This window comes from Caldicellulosiruptor diazotrophicus, assembly GCF_017347585.1.
Lineage (GTDB): Bacteria > Bacillota > Thermoanaerobacteria > Caldicellulosiruptorales > Caldicellulosiruptoraceae > Caldicellulosiruptor > Caldicellulosiruptor diazotrophicus.
Genome location: NZ_AP024480.1, coordinates 322,196 through 340,697, shown reverse-complemented (window position 1 = coordinate 340,697; position 18,502 = coordinate 322,196). Strand labels below are relative to the sequence as shown.

The 18,502-nt window shown below is 36.1% G+C and carries 14 protein-coding genes; 1 reads left to right on the top strand and 13 read right to left on the bottom strand.

Annotated elements, in window-relative coordinates; all coding sequences use genetic code 11:
• Positions 1-57 precede the first annotated feature (57 nt).
• From CaldiYA01_RS01415 to CaldiYA01_RS01355, 13 genes are all read right to left on the bottom strand, one after another.
• Positions 58-2,970, bottom strand: coding sequence for an S-layer homology domain-containing protein (locus tag CaldiYA01_RS01415; protein WP_207180607.1), 2,913 nt, complete (start codon positions 2,968-2,970; stop codon positions 58-60).
• Between the two features lie 167 nt (positions 2,971-3,137).
• Complete coding sequence (locus CaldiYA01_RS01410) at positions 3,138-5,264, bottom strand: methyl-accepting chemotaxis protein (protein WP_408612166.1); 2,127 nt, start codon at positions 5,262-5,264, stop codon at positions 3,138-3,140.
• 246 nt (positions 5,265-5,510) lie between these two features.
• On the bottom strand, positions 5,511-6,647 hold the full coding sequence (locus tag CaldiYA01_RS01405) for a sodium ion-translocating decarboxylase subunit beta (protein WP_207180604.1): 1,137 nt from the start codon (positions 6,645-6,647) through the stop codon (positions 5,511-5,513).
• 25 nt (positions 6,648-6,672) lie between these two features.
• Complete coding sequence (locus CaldiYA01_RS01400) at positions 6,673-7,023, bottom strand: biotin/lipoyl-containing protein (protein WP_207180603.1); 351 nt, start codon at positions 7,021-7,023, stop codon at positions 6,673-6,675.
• A gap of 35 nt (positions 7,024-7,058) precedes the next feature.
• Positions 7,059-7,415: an OadG family protein gene (locus tag CaldiYA01_RS01395; RefSeq protein ID WP_207180601.1), complete on the bottom strand. Its 357-nt coding sequence runs from the start codon at positions 7,413-7,415 to the stop codon at positions 7,059-7,061.
• A 27-nt stretch (positions 7,416-7,442) separates the two neighbouring features.
• Positions 7,443-8,834 carry an oxaloacetate decarboxylase subunit alpha gene (locus CaldiYA01_RS01390; protein WP_207180599.1) on the bottom strand — a complete coding sequence of 464 codons (1,392 nt, stop codon included), beginning with the start codon at positions 8,832-8,834 and terminating at the stop codon, positions 7,443-7,445.
• 155 nt (positions 8,835-8,989) lie between these two features.
• Positions 8,990-10,519, bottom strand: a complete 1,530-nt coding sequence (locus CaldiYA01_RS01385) for a methyl-accepting chemotaxis protein (protein ID WP_207180598.1) — start codon at positions 10,517-10,519, stop codon at positions 8,990-8,992.
• A 173-nt stretch (positions 10,520-10,692) separates the two neighbouring features.
• Positions 10,693-11,196, bottom strand: coding sequence for a hypothetical protein (locus CaldiYA01_RS01380; protein WP_207180596.1), 504 nt, complete (start codon positions 11,194-11,196; stop codon positions 10,693-10,695).
• The gene (locus CaldiYA01_RS01375) at positions 11,189-11,857 is read right to left on the bottom strand and encodes an ImmA/IrrE family metallo-endopeptidase (protein WP_333783650.1); all 669 of its coding nucleotides are present in this window, start codon (positions 11,855-11,857) and stop codon (positions 11,189-11,191) included. Before CaldiYA01_RS01375 ends, CaldiYA01_RS01380 begins: the two co-directional genes overlap by 8 nt.
• 232 nt (positions 11,858-12,089) lie before the next feature.
• Entirely contained in the window at positions 12,090-12,941 is an 852-nt protein-coding gene (locus tag CaldiYA01_RS01370; RefSeq protein WP_013433500.1) for a carbohydrate ABC transporter permease, read from the bottom strand.
• Between the two features lie 9 nt (positions 12,942-12,950).
• Positions 12,951-14,234, bottom strand: a complete 1,284-nt coding sequence (locus tag CaldiYA01_RS01365; protein ID WP_207180592.1) for a carbohydrate ABC transporter permease — start codon at positions 14,232-14,234, stop codon at positions 12,951-12,953.
• A gap of 80 nt (positions 14,235-14,314) precedes the next feature.
• Positions 14,315-15,592 (bottom strand): ABC transporter substrate-binding protein, encoded by a 1,278-nt coding sequence (locus tag CaldiYA01_RS01360; RefSeq protein ID WP_207180590.1) that lies wholly within the window; start codon positions 15,590-15,592, stop codon positions 14,315-14,317.
• A 221-nt stretch (positions 15,593-15,813) separates the two neighbouring features.
• The gene (locus CaldiYA01_RS01355; protein WP_207180588.1) at positions 15,814-16,821 is read right to left on the bottom strand and encodes a LacI family DNA-binding transcriptional regulator; all 1,008 of its coding nucleotides are present in this window, start codon (positions 16,819-16,821) and stop codon (positions 15,814-15,816) included.
• Positions 16,822-17,111: 290 nt separating this feature from the next.
• Between CaldiYA01_RS01355 and murC the strand changes: the two genes are divergently transcribed.
• On the top strand, positions 17,112-18,479 hold the full coding sequence (murC, locus tag CaldiYA01_RS01350) for a UDP-N-acetylmuramate--L-alanine ligase (protein ID WP_207180585.1): 1,368 nt from the start codon (positions 17,112-17,114) through the stop codon (positions 18,477-18,479).
• Positions 18,480-18,502: the final 23 nt, after the last annotated feature.

The window sequence follows — 18,502 nt, the reverse complement described above, 5'->3', positions numbered from 1 at the left end:
AAAAAAGGGTGTAGTGACGTCATGTCACTACACCCTTTTTGTTCAGCACTATACTAATTATTGTACGCTTATTGTCCCTGATGTATAATCAGATGACATAGTATTTTGTGCAGGACTTACATCTTTGATCTGGGATGCTGTAACAGTTACTGTGTAGTTACCTTTTGAAAGCCCAGTTACTAAAATACCTACCACATTAGAACCATTTGAAATAGTTGCCTTTGTTGCAGCAACAACATTACCTGCGGAATCTTTTACAGTTACTGCAGCATCTAGATTTACTACGGTAACAGCTTCACTAAATGCAATTGTTATTGTTCCAACTCCACCTGTTACACTAGCTACTGCTGGCGCAATACCATCATCAATGTTTGCCCATACATTTCCACTTGATGTATATGTCTTTTCAAAAATGCTCTTAATAGTTGTACCATTTGATATTAAGGAATATGTTCCACCAACATTTGATGGTACGCTTAGGTTTGCTAATGTGAATTTAACTGTTACATCGCCAACACTATAAGATGCTGAACTGAAATAGTAGTTAGATGTACCATTTGTTACATAGAATGCGTTTGGTGCAATTGAATAAATACCTTGATTAAATGTTACAGCTACTTGATTTGCAGCTGTAAATTTAACTGCTGTAATTGTTAAAGATTCTACAGCTGTTGTCAATGTCTGGCTAGTTAATATAATTTCGTTACCAGCTACATCTTTAACTCCATATACAACTAATGTTCCACCAACAATATTACTGCCAAATGTAAGCTTAACAATTCTATCGCTAATTACTGATACACTTGAAGGATTAATTGAACCATTTACGGTATAGTTGGTTACTTTTTTCACTGAATCTGTATTCATAGCCTCGTCAAATACTACATAAACGTTGTATGTGCTTCCTACAATATCATAAGCTACAGCTTTAACTGTTGGTCTCTTAATATCAGGCAATGTAACTGCAAAGCTTAAATCAGGTACTTTGAGCTGAAGTGGTGTTGCTTCATAAAATCCTGTCAAAACAACTGTGCAACTTCCGCTGTAGTTGAATGCAGGAATTACAACCTTGCTGTTAGCTGTATCTACAGTATAGGTTACTGATGTTCCATTTATCTTAACCGCTGCATTACCATCTTTGTTGTAGATTGGTTTGCTGAGTGTAACTGTAATATTGTTGCTACTGTCAACACTTGTGCCCGTAATTGTAACAGCTGATGTATCAAGTGTTAATGTTTTTGCTACACCAGTTACACTTGCAGTATTACCAGCAAGATCTGCAACTGTGTAATCTATTGTAACGACACCCACTAAACCAAGACTAATATTTACAGTTGCTGTTACTGTTGCACCACTTACTGATACTGTTGCAACATTACCATTTATTTTAACGCTGCTTGCGCTTCCAATATCTTCATCGAAAATAAGTTGTACAACAGCCTTGTTTGAATCTGTATAAACAAGTTTAACATCTTTCAACTGTGGAGCTGCTGTATCAGCTGTTACTGCAACATCACCACTGTATGCAACAGCACTATAGCCTGCAAAGTCTTTTACTTCGTTTGTTACTTCAACTTTGTGGTTACCAGCACTGAGTGCATTTGTCAATACAACTTTAACAACATTGTTTACATAATCAGTTGATACGCTATTAGCAACCTGATTTACGCCATCAACTTTGAGCCATGTGAGATAACCTGCTGTTGATGGTGGAACTACAGGTTCACTAAACGTAAGCTGTAAAATATTTTGTTTCAGTGCTTCAACTTTTGTTACAGTTGGCTGTTTTGTATCTTGAATAGTTAAATTTGCATTATAATCACTTGCAAGAACTTTCCCGTATTTTGACTTAATTGTATTTGCCAATACAGTTACTTTTACAGTGGAGAATTGAGAAACTGCATTGTCAAGAACTATTACAACACTCTTCTTGTCTGCAGCCGCTCCTACTGTGAATCCACTTGTTGAATCATTTACTTTGAATGCACTTGCCTTAACTGTACTTGCATCCAATTCATCATTGAATGTAACCGTTACTGTCTTGAGATTGTCAGAAGCAACCTTTGAAACTTGCAAGTTAACTGGCGCACCTACAAATGTCTTACCTGTATCTTGACCTTTGCAGAATACTTTATAAGTTGTATTTGGTGTCTGAGCTGCTGTCTTTAATACAAGCTTTCCTGCTCCAAAGTCAGATGCCTGAGAATCAATTAATGTTACCGCAATTGTCTTTGATGGATCAGATGCATCCTTGATTTCAAAATCAAGAGGAATTACATCGCCATCTTCAAGTGTTGCAATCTCATTTCCAAGATATGCATCTACATAAACTTCAATTGTGTCATTTGCAACTGCTTTAACATCCTTAACAACTATTGTCTTTTCTGGTTGGAAGAATGCATTTGCGAATGCTACTGCTGCTTGACCTCTGATTACAACATCACCAATTCCAACTTCATCTTCGATACCATTGAAAAATCCAAGGTCAAGAGCCTTTCTTACATAGTTGAGAGGCCATTTTCCTGCTGCTGGGCTTTCACCTTTTGCAGCAACAAGCATCTTGCAGAGCTCTTCAAACTTGACAGGTTTGTCTGGCTTGAATGTTCCATCTGGGTAACCATTTACAATACCGAGGTCTTTTCCTGCCTCAACATATGCAAATGCCCAGTGATCCTTTGGAACATCTGTGAATGATGGCTCTACATCCTTATAATCATTGATGACATCTTCTTGACCTGTTGCTCTGATAATCATTGCCAAAATTTCTGCTCTTGTGAGTGACTTGTCGAGCATCAGGTCGCCTTGCTCATTGCCTTTTAAAATGCCCTTTTCCTGGAGAATTTTTGCAGCCTGGTCATACACAGAACTTGTTTCTTGTGTTGATTCGTCCTGTGCAAACGCAGGCGCAATTATTGAGAGAGCAAAAAGCATTACTGTGATAATAGCGATGAGTCTTTTAAACTTTCTCATAACTACTCACCAAACCTCCTTGTATGATTTTTTAGTGATAAGGCTATACTATTTTCTATATAGCATAACCTCATCACTTACAGCTACAATTTTATCAAGCGGTTTTTTAATAGTCAATAGCTCTGACTAAACTGTAACCAAACTGTAAAATTGGTGAAACAATTTTATTACACTCTGAAAACTTGCATAGCATCTTTTAAGTCCTGTGCAAGCTTATTTAAGCTTTCTGCCATAGCACGAAGCTCTTCAATTGCTGCAAGCTGCTCTTGAGTTGAGGCAGAAACCTCTTCAGATGATGCAGCAGTTTCCTGTGATATTGCCGAGATATTTTCGATACTTCTTACAATTGTATCCTTTTCTTTATCAATTGACATAATAGACTGATTAATATTTTCAATACCATCTATCAGTTCATCCATAGCAGATTTTATGCTTGAAAATGCAGCTGAAACATTTTTAACAGCTTCATTTTGCTTTTCAATAACATCTTCCACTTTATCAGCAACATCCTGAGCAGCTTTTGTCTGACTTACAATTCTTTTTATCATATCCTCAACTTCTCGTGTTGATTCTTTTGACTGGTCGGCGAGCTTTCTAATCTCACTTGCAACAACTGCAAAACCTCTACCCGCCTCACCAGCTTTTGCAGCTTCAATTGATGCATTTAACGCTAAAAGTTTTGTTTGTTCTGAAATACTTGATAGTACCTGAATAATCTTGCCAATTGACCTTGAATAGTCAGCAAGCTGATTAATGGTTGATATCATTGCATTTGTAATGTTTACTGTGTCAAGCGAAATATTACTTAATACTTCAACAACACTTTCACCTTTTTCAGATAGATTAGATACATCTTTAGTCAATTTCTCCATTTTATTAGACGATTCAACAATAGTTTCTATCTTTTCACCAAAGCGTGATACTACCTCAACAACCCCTGTTGCTTCTTTTGCCTGATTTGATGCACCTTCTGCAATTTCAGAAATTGCTTTTGCAACCTCATTTGACGCTGCAGCTGTTTCACCAGCTACTGTTGATAAAGTAGAAATTGCAGAGGTTACTTCCCCACTCAAAGTTATACCCTTTTCGATAAGTTGTTTAATATTTTTTGTCATATTATTGAAACTGTGCGCCATAAGACCTATCTCGTCGTTACGCTGGATATCTAATTTTATTGTCAAATCGCCTTTTTCTGCAACTTCAAATGCATTTGTTATCTTTTCTATGTCGCTTACAATTCTCAGCGCAAAATATATACCAAGAACAAGTGCAATCATAGTAAATATTATTGTTAGAACAATCGAAATGACTTCTAATTTCCTTGCACTTGTCATAAGTTGTGAAATAGGGATCATCCCTATAACAGCCCATGGTGTATCCGGAATCAACGAATACGTTATAAGAAATGGTTGATTTGAATATACTGTATCAAAAGCTCCTGACTGCTTATCAGCTTTCATATTTGCTAAAACCTTTTTTATAAAATTGGTGTCTTTGTTTGGTATATTTTTGAATTTATTCTCCCATTCTGTTGGTAGTACAACCTGCCCCTGAGAAGAGACTGCAAGCATAAATCCGCCCTGTTGAGAAATCTGAGACTCCTGAAGCTGGTCTCTAAGCCAGTTTTTGCTTACATCAAGGAGCATTACCCCAAGTGTTTCGTTTGTCGCAATGTCTTTAAATGGTAGTCCGATACAAAAAGCATATTCAGGAATATTTGTATTGTTTTTTTTGGCTACCTCATCAAATTCCTTATCATGCACTTCAATTATTGTAGGTCCGCCAGCATCGAGTATTTTTTTGTACCATCCTGTATTTTTTATTTTTTCATAGTCAATCTCAAAAACTATCGATGGATTAAACAACGATTTTTCTTTATTTACCAATATGTAAATTCCTGCAATCATATTGTTCGAAATTAATACATTTTGCATAGCTTTGTTTGCATCCGTCTGCAGTGTTATTTTTTCGTAGTCTTCTAACGCTGCCTGTTTACTTTCAGAGTAGTACCTTTGAATAAGCTCATTAGACATAAGCTGAGTTGCATTGTTCTGAGCAGTTTTTACTGCAAGCTGAAAGTATTTTGCAGTTGAATCTGTTGCAGCAAGATATGATTTCTTACTTTCATTAATAACCGAATTTACTGACATTGATATTGACAAAATGTCAATTATTACAATTGGAATAATCACAATACACGCAATCAATAATGCAAAGCGTTTTGCAAGTTTTCCTCTCTTCAAAAATGAAAAAATCAAGACTTGAAGATTAACGCCGTTTCTCAATTTGGTCATACCTTCTTTTTTCACAAGTACTCCCACCCTTATAAATTTTGTATGTTAATTTTGATTATATCTTATTTTATCTGCCAATACAATAATAAGTCACTTTTTATTGATTATTCGACAAAACATTTTAACAAAATTATTTAATTTTTAATGAACAAAATAACTTAAATAACTACTAGTAAATACGATATTATGTTGTAATTTAAAACAAAACCCTGCAAAAGATATCTTCTTCTGCAGGGCCATTAAAATTTATTTAAACAACGTCAAAAGAACCCCTGCTGCAACAGCAGAACCAATAACCCCGGCAACATTTGGTCCCATTGCATGCATCAAAAGAAAGTTTGAAGGATTTTCTTTTTGCCCCACAACCTGTGAAACGCGTGCTGCCATTGGCACAGCAGAAACACCTGCAGAGCCAATGAGAGGATTTATCTTGCCGCCAGAGAGCTTATACATAATCTTGCCAAACACAACTCCGCCAACTGTTGCAAATATGAATGCCAAAAGGCCTAAAAAGATTATTGCAAGGGTCTTTGGATTTAGGAACCTGTCGGCTGTGGCAGTTGCACCAACCGAAAGTCCCAAGAAGATTGTGATTATGTTAATCAGAGCATTTTGGGCTGTGTCTGAAAGCCTTTCAACAACCCCACATTCTCTAAAGAGGTTACCAAGCATCAGACATCCTATCAGCGGTGCAACAGATGGCAAAAGCAGCGACACAATTATCGTAACCGCAATTGGGAAAACAATTCTTTCAAGCTTTGAAACCTCTCGAAGCTGGTCCATTTTGACCATTCGCTCTTCTTTTGTTGTCAAAAGCCTCATAATAGGCGGCTGAATAAGCGGAATCAAAGCCATGTAAGAATATGCTGCAATTGCGGTAGCACCAAGAAGGTGTGGTGCAAGCTTTGTGGTAAGGAAAATTGCAGTTGGCCCATCAGCACCGCCTATTATACCAATAGATGCTGCTTCCTGCGGTGTAAAGCCTATTAGAAGCGCTACCATGAACGCAAAATAAATTCCAAACTGGGCAGCAGCGCCAAGAAAAAGACTAATTGGCCTTGCAATCAGCGGTCCAAAGTCTGTCATAGCACCAACGCCTAAAAATATAAGTGGTGGGTAAATGCCAAGTTTTACACCTTGATAAAGATAGTACACAAGTCCGCCCTTGTCGTGGCTTGATAAAAACGAAAGTGGTAGGTTTGCAAGCATCATACCAAACGCAATGGGAAGCAAAAGAAGCGGTTCAAACTTTTTACCAATTGCAAGATATATCAAAATGCATGATATTGCAAGCATTATTGCCTGACCCAATGTTATCTTGGCAAAACCAGATGTTGTTAAAATGTCTGATATTGCCTTTGTTATCATATTGAAAAATTCCATCTTTGTTTCTCTCCTTCTTTTGTAGTTACTTTAAGATTGCCAGTATATCACCACTTGCAACCTGAGCACCTTTTGATACTAAAATCTTTTCTACTACACCATCTTCCGGTGCCATAATCTCATTTTCCATCTTCATTGCTTCTAAGATGAAAAGCACATCGCCTTTTTTGACCTTCTGTCCCTCCTTAGCATTGACAGATAAAATTTTTCCTGGCATAGGAGCAGAAACTTTTGTTCCACCTGTGACAACCCTTGAAATCTCATCACTTGAAACTTTTTTTGAAACTGAAGAAGAATCCATATGACCATTTCCATTTGAAACCCTCTCAACCTCAACCTCAAACTTTTTGCCGTTGATTGTTACAATATATTTCATAATTAAACTCACCCTCCGCAAAAAAAATTGTTTTTTTATTCTTTTACTGGCTTAATTGATTTTATTTTAAGCTCAGAAAGAGGAATATCAGAATCTATTGCAACTGCAGCCAAGATTGCTGCAACCTCTTCATCCTCCGCGTCTAAGACATTAGCCTCGCCAGATGTAAAACCTGTCTTTTCAACGGGCTTGTACTCCTGCGTCTCGTCTATTTCAAGAGAGGAAAGCTCGCTTTCGGTAGCCTTCGTTGGCTTTTCGAACCTCTGCAAAACCTTTGATAAAAGGCTTATAATCCCGCACAAAAGCGCAAGCACAGCAAAGACAATGAGCATCCCGATAACCGTCACTTCAAGACCAAGGATGAATCTCTGACCCAAGGTAGAGTATTCCATTTATTTCACCTTCTTGCTCAGAAAATTTTAAGATATTCCTTCTATTGTATATTCAATCTTTCTTTCTCTTGGCTCTTTCTTTTTGCCTCTGTTTCTCAAAAACTCCTCAGCAACCTGAGGGAAGAGAATGTAAGACAACACATCCTCATCGCTTTTTGCAAAATCTTTGACTTTACCCTTTGTCTTTTCGAAAATAGGCTCTAAGGTGTCTGCAAACCTTCCCTCAATCGGCTTTTCATCGCCAAGAACTTTTTTGACAAGCTCAGGGTTGATTTTCCCGGGTGGTCTTCCATACTCGCCTCTTATATATGCCTTTACTTCTTTGAGGATCACCTTGTATCTCTCACCAGAAAGCACATTTGCAGCAGCTTGCGTGCCAACCATCTGACTCATAGGTGTGACAAGCGGTGGATAGCCTAAATCCTCTCTTACCCTTGGTACCTCCATCAAAACCTCATCAAGCTTATCCAAAGCGTTTTGCTGTTTTAGCTGAGCAATGAGGTTTGAAAGCATGCCACCTGGAATCTGGTAGATGAGTGCATCTGTGTCTGTTGAAAGAACAAAAGGATTCAAAATTCCATTTTTTATAAACTTGTCTTTTACAGGCTTGAAAAAGTCGTTTATCTCTTTTAAAAGCTTATCATTAAGATTTGTATCATACCCCATCTGCTTTAGTGCATAGTTGAGCGTCTCTGTTGGCGGCTGAGATGTGCCACCTGAAAAGCTCGAAATTGCTGTGTCAATCCCATCTACACCGGCTTCGACTGCTTTGAGGTATGTGAGAATTCCAAGCCCTGTTGTGGAATGTGTGTGAAGAAAAATTGGTACCTTGACGTTTTCTTTTAGAGCCTTTACAAGCTCGTACGCCTCTTTCGGGCTCATGATACCTGCCATGTCTTTTATGCAGATGGAGTGAACGCCCATGCTTTCAAGTTCTTTTCCGATTTTTACGTACATCTCAAGGTTATGGATTGGACTTATGGTATACACAATTGTGCCCTGTGCATGACCGCCTGCTTTGATTGTCTCATCAACTGCAACCTCAATGTTTCGAAGGTCGTTTAATGCATCAAATATCCTTATTATGTCCATTCCATTTTCGATAGATTTTCGGACAAACATCCTCACAACATCGTCTGGATAGTGTCTGTAGCCCAAAAGATTTTGCCCGCGAAGAAGCATCTGAAGCTTTGTGTTTTTCACTTTTGATCTTATCTTTCGCAAGCGCTCCCAAGGGTCTTCATTTAAGTACCTAAGACATGAGTCAAAGGTTGCACCGCCCCAGCACTCAATAGAATAATACCCCGCAGCATCTATTTTTTCTAATATACCCTCAAAATCTTCAAAAGACATTCGCGTAGCAATTAAAGATTGCTGTGCATCTCTCAAAACTGTCTCTGTGATATGAATCCTTTTCATTTTTTCCAACTCCTTTTACAACCTGCTTTGAATTTTGGTGCCAATTTTATTTTTGGTCAATTTTTTAACAAAAGGCGCATGGTATTAATTGTAGCATCTTTGATTAAATTTTTCTACATCAAACTTAACAAACCTGTTTGTAAACATTTCACTATTCATAGCTTTATATCAGCACCTATTACGCCCAATAAGTTACCAATATTGTCATATACAGGCATTGATATAGTAATGCAGTAATTTCTTGTTATAGCTGAAATGTAAGCTGAAGATACATATGTGTGACCTGCCACTGCTTTTGTAAACCACTCCCTGACTTTTGCGTTTTCTATGCCCTCCGGCGGATTTGAATATATAAAGGTTCCATCAGGATTGTTTGTCCACAGAGCCTCAAATATATTAGAAAACTTTTGAAGACTTTGGTCTATAACCTCTTTATGATTGAGCTCCTTCTGCCAGCTTAAAACAAGTTGTGGAATCACCTCATTTTCAATGGTCTCGATAGCCTCTGCAACACGCTGCTGGTTTACCTCTATCTCTACTCTCTTTGTGATCTTTGCTGAGATGTCGTTTCTGACAGACTCAAACTCCCTACACATGTCAACAAGCCTGTTCATAAGCCGCATAAGCCTTGCTGCAGTTTTTTGGCTTACCTCTACAGAACTCAAAATTCTGCTGGTGCTGGCATCAACAGCGATATAGTCATTCTCAAGTCTTGATACATAGTGCTTAAGGTCATTCACAATAGAGTACTGGACAGAAAGCTTTTCTGATGCCTGGGAAATTTTCTTGTTTATGTAGTCAACAAGCTGCGAAACCTGATTTAGTTTCTGGAAAGTAGTCTTGCCATACTCAACTTGTGCTGATATTATGTCCTTACTTTTCTCGCTGAGGCTTGAAATTCCATCAACTATGCCAGAAATCTCGATGATAAAGTCTCCAATCTCGTCTGCAGTTGATTTTGTGTCATTTGAAAGTTTTCGGATTTGGTCAGCAATTACATGAAAGCCGGTTTTTAAATTCTCACCAAGCACACTTTCAAGCTTTGCAGATTCAATAGAAGCGTTCAGCGCAAGGATGTTTATCTGCTCTGAAATTTTCACAATTGTGCCAAGAAAATCTTCTACCTTTTTGAAAACAGTCTTGAGCTTGGTTATTTGGTCTGCCATTTTCTGGGTGTATGCTGTATTTTCTGAAACCATACTTTCCAAATCGGTTGAAACCTCAGCAAGCAGTTTTTGAATGTCTTCTTGAATATTCTGGTTTTTTTCTTTAAAATGAGTCATAAATTCTTCAAGGCTTGAGACATTTTCATATGCACTTTCAATGTGCTGAAGGACAAGTTTCAAACCTACCAGAAGTCCTGATATAGAATTTTGAATGTCCTTGCTATTTGTTAGCACAAGATTGGATTGCTGCTGGTTCTTTTCTGCGCTTGTTTCGATGTCATAAGCAACAGACAAGATCTTGTTGTATGCAAGGTCAATCTCTTTGAATATGTCACTTAAGAAGCTCTGAAAAGATGCTGCCCAGTCTTTCACAGGTGTCAAAAAGAGCTGTTCAATTGCGTTGAGGTTGTTCTTTCCCTGCAAAATTGAAATTGTCTTGTCAACAAAGATTTTTAAAATTAGAACCGAAAAGACAACTGATAACACAAGCGCACCCAAGATAGTCAATACAACCTGCATCTTGCAAAACCCCCCTGTAAAAAGTTTTACAAAAAAATTAAAGGCGCTTTGAAGCTTATCGCCCCAAAACGCCTTTGTTTTGGATACAATATTTTTTTATAAATTATAGCATAGACTATCAAAAAAAACAAGAGGTCAAAACAATTCTCTTCCAATTCTGTATACAAACCAGTTTATAACCTCTTCCATGGATTGAAAGGACTTTTATAACTATTAAACTTTATCATATCTTGAATGATTTTGTCGCCTTGGGCAGCAGTTATCAATTTCTGATCATATGCTTCGTATAGTATCCCCAAACTTCCCTTCAGTTTTAACCCATTGGCTTTACAGTAATTCTTTACACCTGTCATATCATCGCTTATAACAATAAAATTATTAACTTTCGCAATTGCCAAAATTGCTCCTTCTCCTGGATGAAATCTTTTTCGTATTCTGGTATGTTCTACAAACTCCATAGGAGTTAAAGTGTATGAAATAACAAACTCTTTCAGCCAGCCTTTTGAAATAGCGTCAGATATGTAAGGTCTAAGTTCTGGTTTATCTTCACATTCTTGTATAACAATAGTTGGCATATAAAGTTTTTGTCCATACAGAATTTCAAGTATGTTAATGTTACCCGTTAGGGCAAAGTTTGAAAATACATTTGTATCTATTACTGCAGGGGGATTAGTCATACATCCAGTCCCCCTCTTCAACAGGTTGCCCCTCTATTATATCATTTAGGTTAATATTTACTGCGTTTAAATATTCTTCTGCTTTCCTTTGGCTTATCTGTTCTAATTTGAAAGCATCCACAACTAATTCTACATAAGCTTTGGAACAATAAATATCATTTGTAGGTTGATAAAGCTGAGTGTTATAACCAAGGACTTTTGCCAGTTTAGTTATTGGGATATTTAAATAGCAAGAAGGGTCTTTTATATATCCCAACTCCTGTAATTTTATTACAATTGCCTTATAACTTACACCAAAATATTGCTGAATAAAAAGCACATCTGTAACATCTAACTCTCCTTTTTTATTTTTCCGTTTTACTGCTATTTCCATCACACCTTCATCTGGCATTAAAAAGTGGGAAGCAAATAAATCTGCCATAATTTCTTCCTGTTTTGAATTAGGTGAATTAACCATACAAATTCTGCTTGTGATTTCAGGATTGTATTGGTAATGATACAATTCATGGGCAGCTGAAAAAATCTGATGGCCAAGAGTTCGTGCTGAGTTTATAACAATCAAACAAATGCCTTTTCTTTTCCTATAAAGTGCTGAGATGCGTGTATCAAGAAATGGTTTTTTAAAAATGCTGCGCAACCCTTTCCTGAGTAAGCCCAACACTTTTCCTTGCTTTTTGCAACCTTTCTGGTATAATTTGTTTCATAAATTTCACCCCAACTTGTTGAACAATTTCAACATTTCTTTGACATTATTATAACACTTTGTTGCTTTTTGTAAACACAAAATTGCTTCTTTGATCTTGAAATGCATACATAAAAAAATGGGCTATCCAAAAGGTAAAAACCTCTGTTGAGGTTTTCAAAAACCCTTTCAGAATAGCCCTTACAAATTCTTATTCTTTCACAGCTCCAGCAGTAAGTCCCGACACAATTCTTTGCTGGAATACAAATACCATTAGCACAAGCGGAATCATCACCACAATTGCTGCAGCTGAAATCTCATCCCAGGGAATTGTGAACCTTCCCTGGAACATGACAATTCCAACAGATACTGTTCTCCAGATATCGTCTGTGTTGATAACCAGGGCAAACAAAAACTCATTCCATGCAGAGATAAAAATCAAAATTGCTGCAGTGAATATTCCCGGTGCTATGAGAGGCGTTATAATTTTATAAAAAATTTGGAATGTGTTGCACCCGTCAATCTTTGCTGCTTCATCAATTTCATGAGATACGCCTTGGTAAAATGTTGTCAGATACCAGATTGCAAGTGGCAGTGAAAATGTGGTGTATGGAATTAAAAGCCCAAAAAAGCTGTTTCTAAGCCCTAAGTTTTTTACCATAACGTAAATAGGAGATACAATTGTAATTTGCGGAAACATTGAAACAGCCAATGAAAGACTCAAAACAAGGTTTTTTATCTTTGGTGAGATGTTTGTCTTTGCAATTGCATATGCTGCAAAGCTGGCAATCACAATTGATATAATTGTTGTCTCAAGACCAATTACAAAGCTGTTTAAAATGTATCTGGCAAATGGTCTTTCAGTAAACACCATCTTGTAGTTGCCAATATGAGGTTTTAGTGTTATCAGTGATGAAATATTAAATATTTCACTTTTTGGTCTTATTGATGTAAGAAGTAGCCAGTAAAAAGGAAACAAAATTACAATCAGTGCCAGCACAATTATTATGTTCATAACAATCTTTGCAATCTTTTCGCCTGTCAGTTTCTTCTTGTTTTTCATTTTATCCCATCACCTCTTTTGATGTGAGAATACCTCAGCGCCAAGGATTTTTATATAGATAAAGCTTATAATGGTTACCATTATGAAAATCAGCACAGCTAAGGTTGAACCACTACCAAAGTCAAGCTGGTTAAACAAAGTTTTATAAGTGTAGATAGAAACTGTCTCTGTTGAGTTTGCAGGCCCGCCACCAGTCAAAACATAAATCAGGTCAAATACTCTAAATGCATCCAAGGTTCTAAAAAGCAGGGCCACAAGTATAGTTGGTTTTAACATCGGTAGTGTAATCCTGAAAAATTGATACACCGCATTTGCTCCATCCACTTTTGCAGCTTCATAAAGTGACTCCGGAATTGTCTGAAGTCCTGCAACAAGCAAAATTGCAATATAGGGCGTTGTTTTCCAGATATCGGCTGTCATTGCAGCTATCATTGCGTTTGTAGTGCTTGATAAAAGGTCTGCCGGGCTTTTGATAAGTCCAATGTCTGCAAAAAACTTTGCCAAGATACCAACCTGACCATCATACATAAACTTCCACATCAAAGCTGATATAACTGTTGGAATAGCCCAGGGCATAAGAACAATGCTTTTGAAAACATTTTTCAGGCTTGCTACTTTGTGCATAACAACTGCAAGCATTAGACCAAACATAAGTTCAAAAAACACTGTTACAACTGTGAACAAAAGTGTATTTTTTACGGCTGACAAAAGCCTTGAATCTTTTAGATAGTAGCAATAGTTCTGAAGACCAACAAAGTTTGGTTTAACTATCACCTGGTCAAACGCTAAAATTGCCTGTTTTAAATCATTCATCTCTTGCGTGTTTGGCAAAGAGTTTGTAAGGTTTATGATTTTATCTACATATGCATTATATTGATTTATCTCTTTAGCAGCCACTGGTAGATATTTTAGCTTGCTATCTACCGGCTGAAAGTTATTTAAAAGGTGATTGACCTTGTTGAGCCTGTCAATTCTTGCCTTTGTGTTAAAAATACTTTTCTCCATCATAGGCAATAGAGATTTTATTCTGGCAATTGTCTTTTTTTGACTATCATTTAAAGATTCAATATTGATTCCATCTATTATTGAAGAAACTGTAAAAATAGTATTAGCATAGTTTTCTACATCTATTTTATATGAAAGTGAAACCTCACTTTTTGTAGGATTATTGAGCTGAATGTCAAATAAGCTGAACACAAACACCTGTATCAGCGGAATCACCGCAACAAAAACAAATATCAAAACCGCAGGAAGTAAGAACAAATATCCAAACAGTTTTTCCTTTCTGCCCATTATTTTCCTCCCCTTTAAACTTGATTGGCAGGCTTAAAAACCTTTTAAGCCTGCCAACTCACAATATTAAGAATTGCCTTTTATTTTTGAGTCTTTACAAGCTCTTTTAACTTCTTGTCTAAATCAAGGACAGCTGTCTTTACATCTTTCTTGCCATTTACAATGTTGGAAAATTCAATCTGCATAGCATCTGAAATCTTTGGATAAATTGGTGAAACTGGTCTTGGAACAGCTGCTAATATAGCTTCAACAAACTTCTTATCTCCAATAAGCGGATTTGCTTTGATTACATCCTTGTCATTGAAAAGTGGTTTATACACTGGAACATTTCCATTGTAAATAGCCATAAGTTTCTGTCCTTCTTTTTGTACAAGGAACTTCAAAAGTCTCCATGAAGCTTCAGAATTCTTTGTATATTTATTAATACCAACCATCCAGCCACCAAGACAAGCAGCTGAACCTTTTGAACCTTTTGGAAGAGGCAAGATTCCAACTTTTCCCTTTACTTTTGACTGTGGACTGTTTACCATAGCCCACATGTATGGCCAGTTTCTTGCAAACACTGCAAGACCGTTTATGAAAGCAGTATGTGTTTCAATCTCTGTAAATGTGTTGATGTTTGGTGGAACAATCCCTGATGTTATAACTTTTCTCATCATGTTAAGTCCATCAATTGTTCCTTTGTTATTAACTACAATGTTTCCACTCTCATCAACAACTCTTCCACCATAAGATGCAATATATTCTATAGCATCACAAACAAGACCTTCGTACTGTTTTGCCTGCATTAAAAATCCATATTTTGTCCCATTTTTACCTTTGTATTTTTTAGCAACCTTAATCAAATCATCCCATGTCTTTGGGAGTTCATTATGGGGAACAATATCTTTTCTGTAATAAAGAAGTCCTGCATCAATAAACCTTGGAAATGCCCACATCTGCCCTTTAAATCTTGCAGCATCAATTGTCCCTTTAATGTAGTCATTGAGATTAATCTTGTCACGCTTTATAAACCTGTCAAGAGGAAGTGTGTAACCTGCCTGAGCAAACTCAGCTGGCCAGATAACATCCATGTCAAACACGTCAATGTCAGAACCACCAGCGCTCAGTACTGTCACAAGCTGGTCATGATTTTGACCTGTGTCAGAGGGGTTTTCTTTGTAGATTACCTTGATATCAGGGTTTTTCTTCATGAACTCTTGAATAATTTTTTCTGTTGCATGGGTTTCGTCCTTGCCACGTACATAGGTGATTGTGACCTGTTTTTTAGAACTGGCATTAGAATTGTCAGGACCAAAGACCAAAAATAAACTAACACTTAATGCAATTAGAATGACAACAGCAATAAATCTTTTCATTTAAAAATACCTCCTCTTAAGTAATTTTGTGATATAATATATATTGGGGAGATGTATAATATCCCATATGATGGGATATTACCAATTTTATGCCTGGTCTTTATCTAATTAGTTTTTTGTGAGATCAGGCAGCTATTTTTATTGTCTATCGTAATCGTTTACGCTAAATAAAATATATTATATCTTGTTCAATTTGTCAATAGGTCTTTAAAAAATGCATATCATTTTGTGATATTTGCATTTCTGGTTGATTCTCTTGGAATTATTGAAGTATCAAGTATATATTTACCTTTTGAAATTTTCTCACCAGACAAAATTTTTATTAAAAGTTGTGCAGCCAATCTTCCCATTTCATATCTTGGCTGGTGAACTGTAGAAATCTTTGGTGTCACCATTGAAGAAAGTTCGATATCATCAAAGCCCATAACACCAAGCTCATCGGGAATAGAAAAACCCAGATCTTTTGCTGCATCACATGCCCCAATTGCCATCTCATCGTTTGAGCAAAAGATAGCATCTGGAGCAGATGACATTTTCAAAAGTTCTTTTGTAAGTTTGTAACCACTTTCGTACTTGAAATCACCATATTTTATATATTTTTCATCACTACCTAACCCTAAGTTCTCAAGAGCCATTTTATATCCTCTTAGTCGGTCTTGAGAAAGAATAGATCCAATTTTTCCTGTTATTTTAGCAATCTTTCTGTATCCACACTTGTACAAAAACATTGTAGCATCATATGAAGCTTTAAAATTGTCAATACACACAGTCACAAGCTCGTCCGAAAAATAGTCAGAAATTATAACCAAAGGAAATTGTTTTGATATTTCAACAATCTTTTGAGGACCGCTCAGACTTCCAACAATCAATATTCCATCTGCTATCTGTCCTTTCATCATTTTGTAGTATTCCTCTTCAATTTCTTGAGAATCCGAAAAATCTCCAAGGATAATATTGTAACCTTTTTTGCGAGCTTCCTTTTCAATACCTTTAATTAACTTGTTAAAAAAGTAGTTTTCTATATCAGGTATCATCACCAGAATATTTTTTGTCTCTTTGCTTCTGAGCCTTCTTGCACTCTGGTTTGGAATATATCCAAGCTGGTCTATAATTTTCAGGATTTCTTTTCTTTTTTCCTCACTTACTCCTTCTTTACCGCTCAACGCCCTTGAAATTGTTGCAACAGAATAGCCAGTTATCTTTGCTATGTCTTTTATTGTATACTTCATCTTCCTCATCCTTTTTCTTTAATTTAGATTTGTACGTAATCGATTTCGATTATAAATAAAAATATAACAGCTAATTTAGGCGAAATCAATACATATTTTGTATAAAATGTGCGAAATTTTGTTGAACAAGGATAACAAAAAAGCAGGTAACTGTGTCTTTGATGAAGACTTATTGTTTATTACAATAGATTGTAAAATTTTTTAACAAGCCAAGCAAAAAAGAAGTATAATATAAAATGTAGAAGTATTTTAGCATTGAAACTTTCAGGTTGGAGGTAAGTTTTTTAAAAATGAATAAATACTTTTTTATAGGTATCGGTGGAATATCAATGAGCGCAATTGCTTTGATACTCAAAAATCAGGGTTTTTGCGTTGAAGGCTCTGACATGCAGGAAAGCGCTACTACAAAAGTGCTAAGAGAAAACGGAATAAATGTATATATTGGTCATGATGAAAGTCATATACACGGTGATGAAATTGTAATATACACTGCGGCAATTTCAAAAGATAATCCTGAGCTTGTAGCAGCAAAGAAAATGAATTTGAAAATCTATGAACGGGCAGAATTTTTAGGGTTTTTGATGAAAGATTTTAAAAATGTAATAGCAATCGCAGGTACACATGGAAAAACAACTACAACTTCTATGATTGGTTATATACTGGAAAAAGCAAATTATAACCCTACAATTTTGGTAGGCGCATTTGTAAAACAACTTGGTGGAAATTTTGTGATTGGCTCTAAAGATTATCTCGTTGTTGAGGCATGTGAATATGTGGATAGTTTTTTAAAGTTCAACCCTACAATTGGAGTTATCTTAAACATCGATAATGACCACTTAGATTATTTCAAAAATGTAGATTCAATAAAAGAATCTTTTAAAAAGTTTGCAATGAAAATTCCCAGTTCAGGGTTTATTGTTGTAAACTGCGATGACAAAAATGTTAAAGATGTTATAAGCAAACTTCATACAAAAGTAATTTGTATATCTACAAAAGAAAAAGCTGACATTTTTGCCGATAATATTATTTGCAATGATGGATATTATGAATTTAATGTTAAAAATAATAACAATGAAGTTTTAGCTCATATAAAACTTAATATTCCTGGTTTTCACAATGTTTACAATGCACTTGCGGCATTTGCAGTTGCTTCAAAGTTAGGTGTGGAAGCTTTTATTATTGAACATGCTCTCTCTGAATTTTGTGGAGCTTCTCGTCGGCTTGAAAAGGTAGGAGAGTTCGATGGAATATATCTTTATGATGACTATGCTCATCATCCCACTGAAATTAAAGCAACACTTGCTACTCTCAAAAATATTTCTAAAGGAAAGGTTATTGCAATATTTCAGCCTCATACTTTTTCAAGACTTAAAACTCTTTTAAACGATTTTGCTGAAAGCTTGAAGTTAGCTGACAAGGTTATTGTAACAGATGTATATGCCGCACGTGAAAAAAATGTTTTTGGGATTACATCTGAAAAGCTTTATTTTAAACTGAAAGAAATTGGAGTTGACTGTGAGTATATAAGTAATTTTGAAGATATCGCCTGTTATGTAGTAAAAGAGGCTAAAAAAGGAGACATTGTTGCAACTATTGGCGCAGGTGACATAAACAAATGTATAGATGTCATTCTCAAAAAAGCGCCTATAAAATCGTAAAAAAATACTGCCTCATTTGGAAC

Coding starts and splice junctions, on each gene's coding strand:
- CaldiYA01_RS01415 (WP_207180607.1), bottom strand. CDS start 2,970: ATGAGAAAGTTTAAAAGACTCATCGCTATTATCACAGTAATGCTTTTT.
- CaldiYA01_RS01410 (WP_408612166.1), bottom strand. CDS start 5,264: ATGACCAAATTGAGAAACGGCGTTAATCTTCAAGTCTTGATTTTTTCA.
- CaldiYA01_RS01405 (WP_207180604.1), bottom strand. CDS start 6,647: ATGGAATTTTTCAATATGATAACAAAGGCAATATCAGACATTTTAACA.
- CaldiYA01_RS01400 (WP_207180603.1), bottom strand. CDS start 7,023: ATGAAATATATTGTAACAATCAACGGCAAAAAGTTTGAGGTTGAGGTT.
- CaldiYA01_RS01395 (WP_207180601.1), bottom strand. CDS start 7,415: ATGGAATACTCTACCTTGGGTCAGAGATTCATCCTTGGTCTTGAAGTG.
- CaldiYA01_RS01390 (WP_207180599.1), bottom strand. CDS start 8,834: ATGAAAAGGATTCATATCACAGAGACAGTTTTGAGAGATGCACAGCAA.
- CaldiYA01_RS01385 (WP_207180598.1), bottom strand. CDS start 10,519: ATGCAGGTTGTATTGACTATCTTGGGTGCGCTTGTGTTATCAGTTGTC.
- CaldiYA01_RS01380 (WP_207180596.1), bottom strand. CDS start 11,196: ATGACTAATCCCCCTGCAGTAATAGATACAAATGTATTTTCAAACTTT.
- CaldiYA01_RS01370 (WP_013433500.1), bottom strand. CDS start 12,941: ATGAAAAACAAGAAGAAACTGACAGGCGAAAAGATTGCAAAGATTGTT.
- CaldiYA01_RS01365 (WP_207180592.1), bottom strand. CDS start 14,234: ATGGGCAGAAAGGAAAAACTGTTTGGATATTTGTTCTTACTTCCTGCG.
- CaldiYA01_RS01360 (WP_207180590.1), bottom strand. CDS start 15,592: ATGAAAAGATTTATTGCTGTTGTCATTCTAATTGCATTAAGTGTTAGT.
- CaldiYA01_RS01355 (WP_207180588.1), bottom strand. CDS start 16,821: ATGAAGTATACAATAAAAGACATAGCAAAGATAACTGGCTATTCTGTT.
- murC (WP_207180585.1), top strand. CDS start 17,112: ATGAATAAATACTTTTTTATAGGTATCGGTGGAATATCAATGAGCGCA.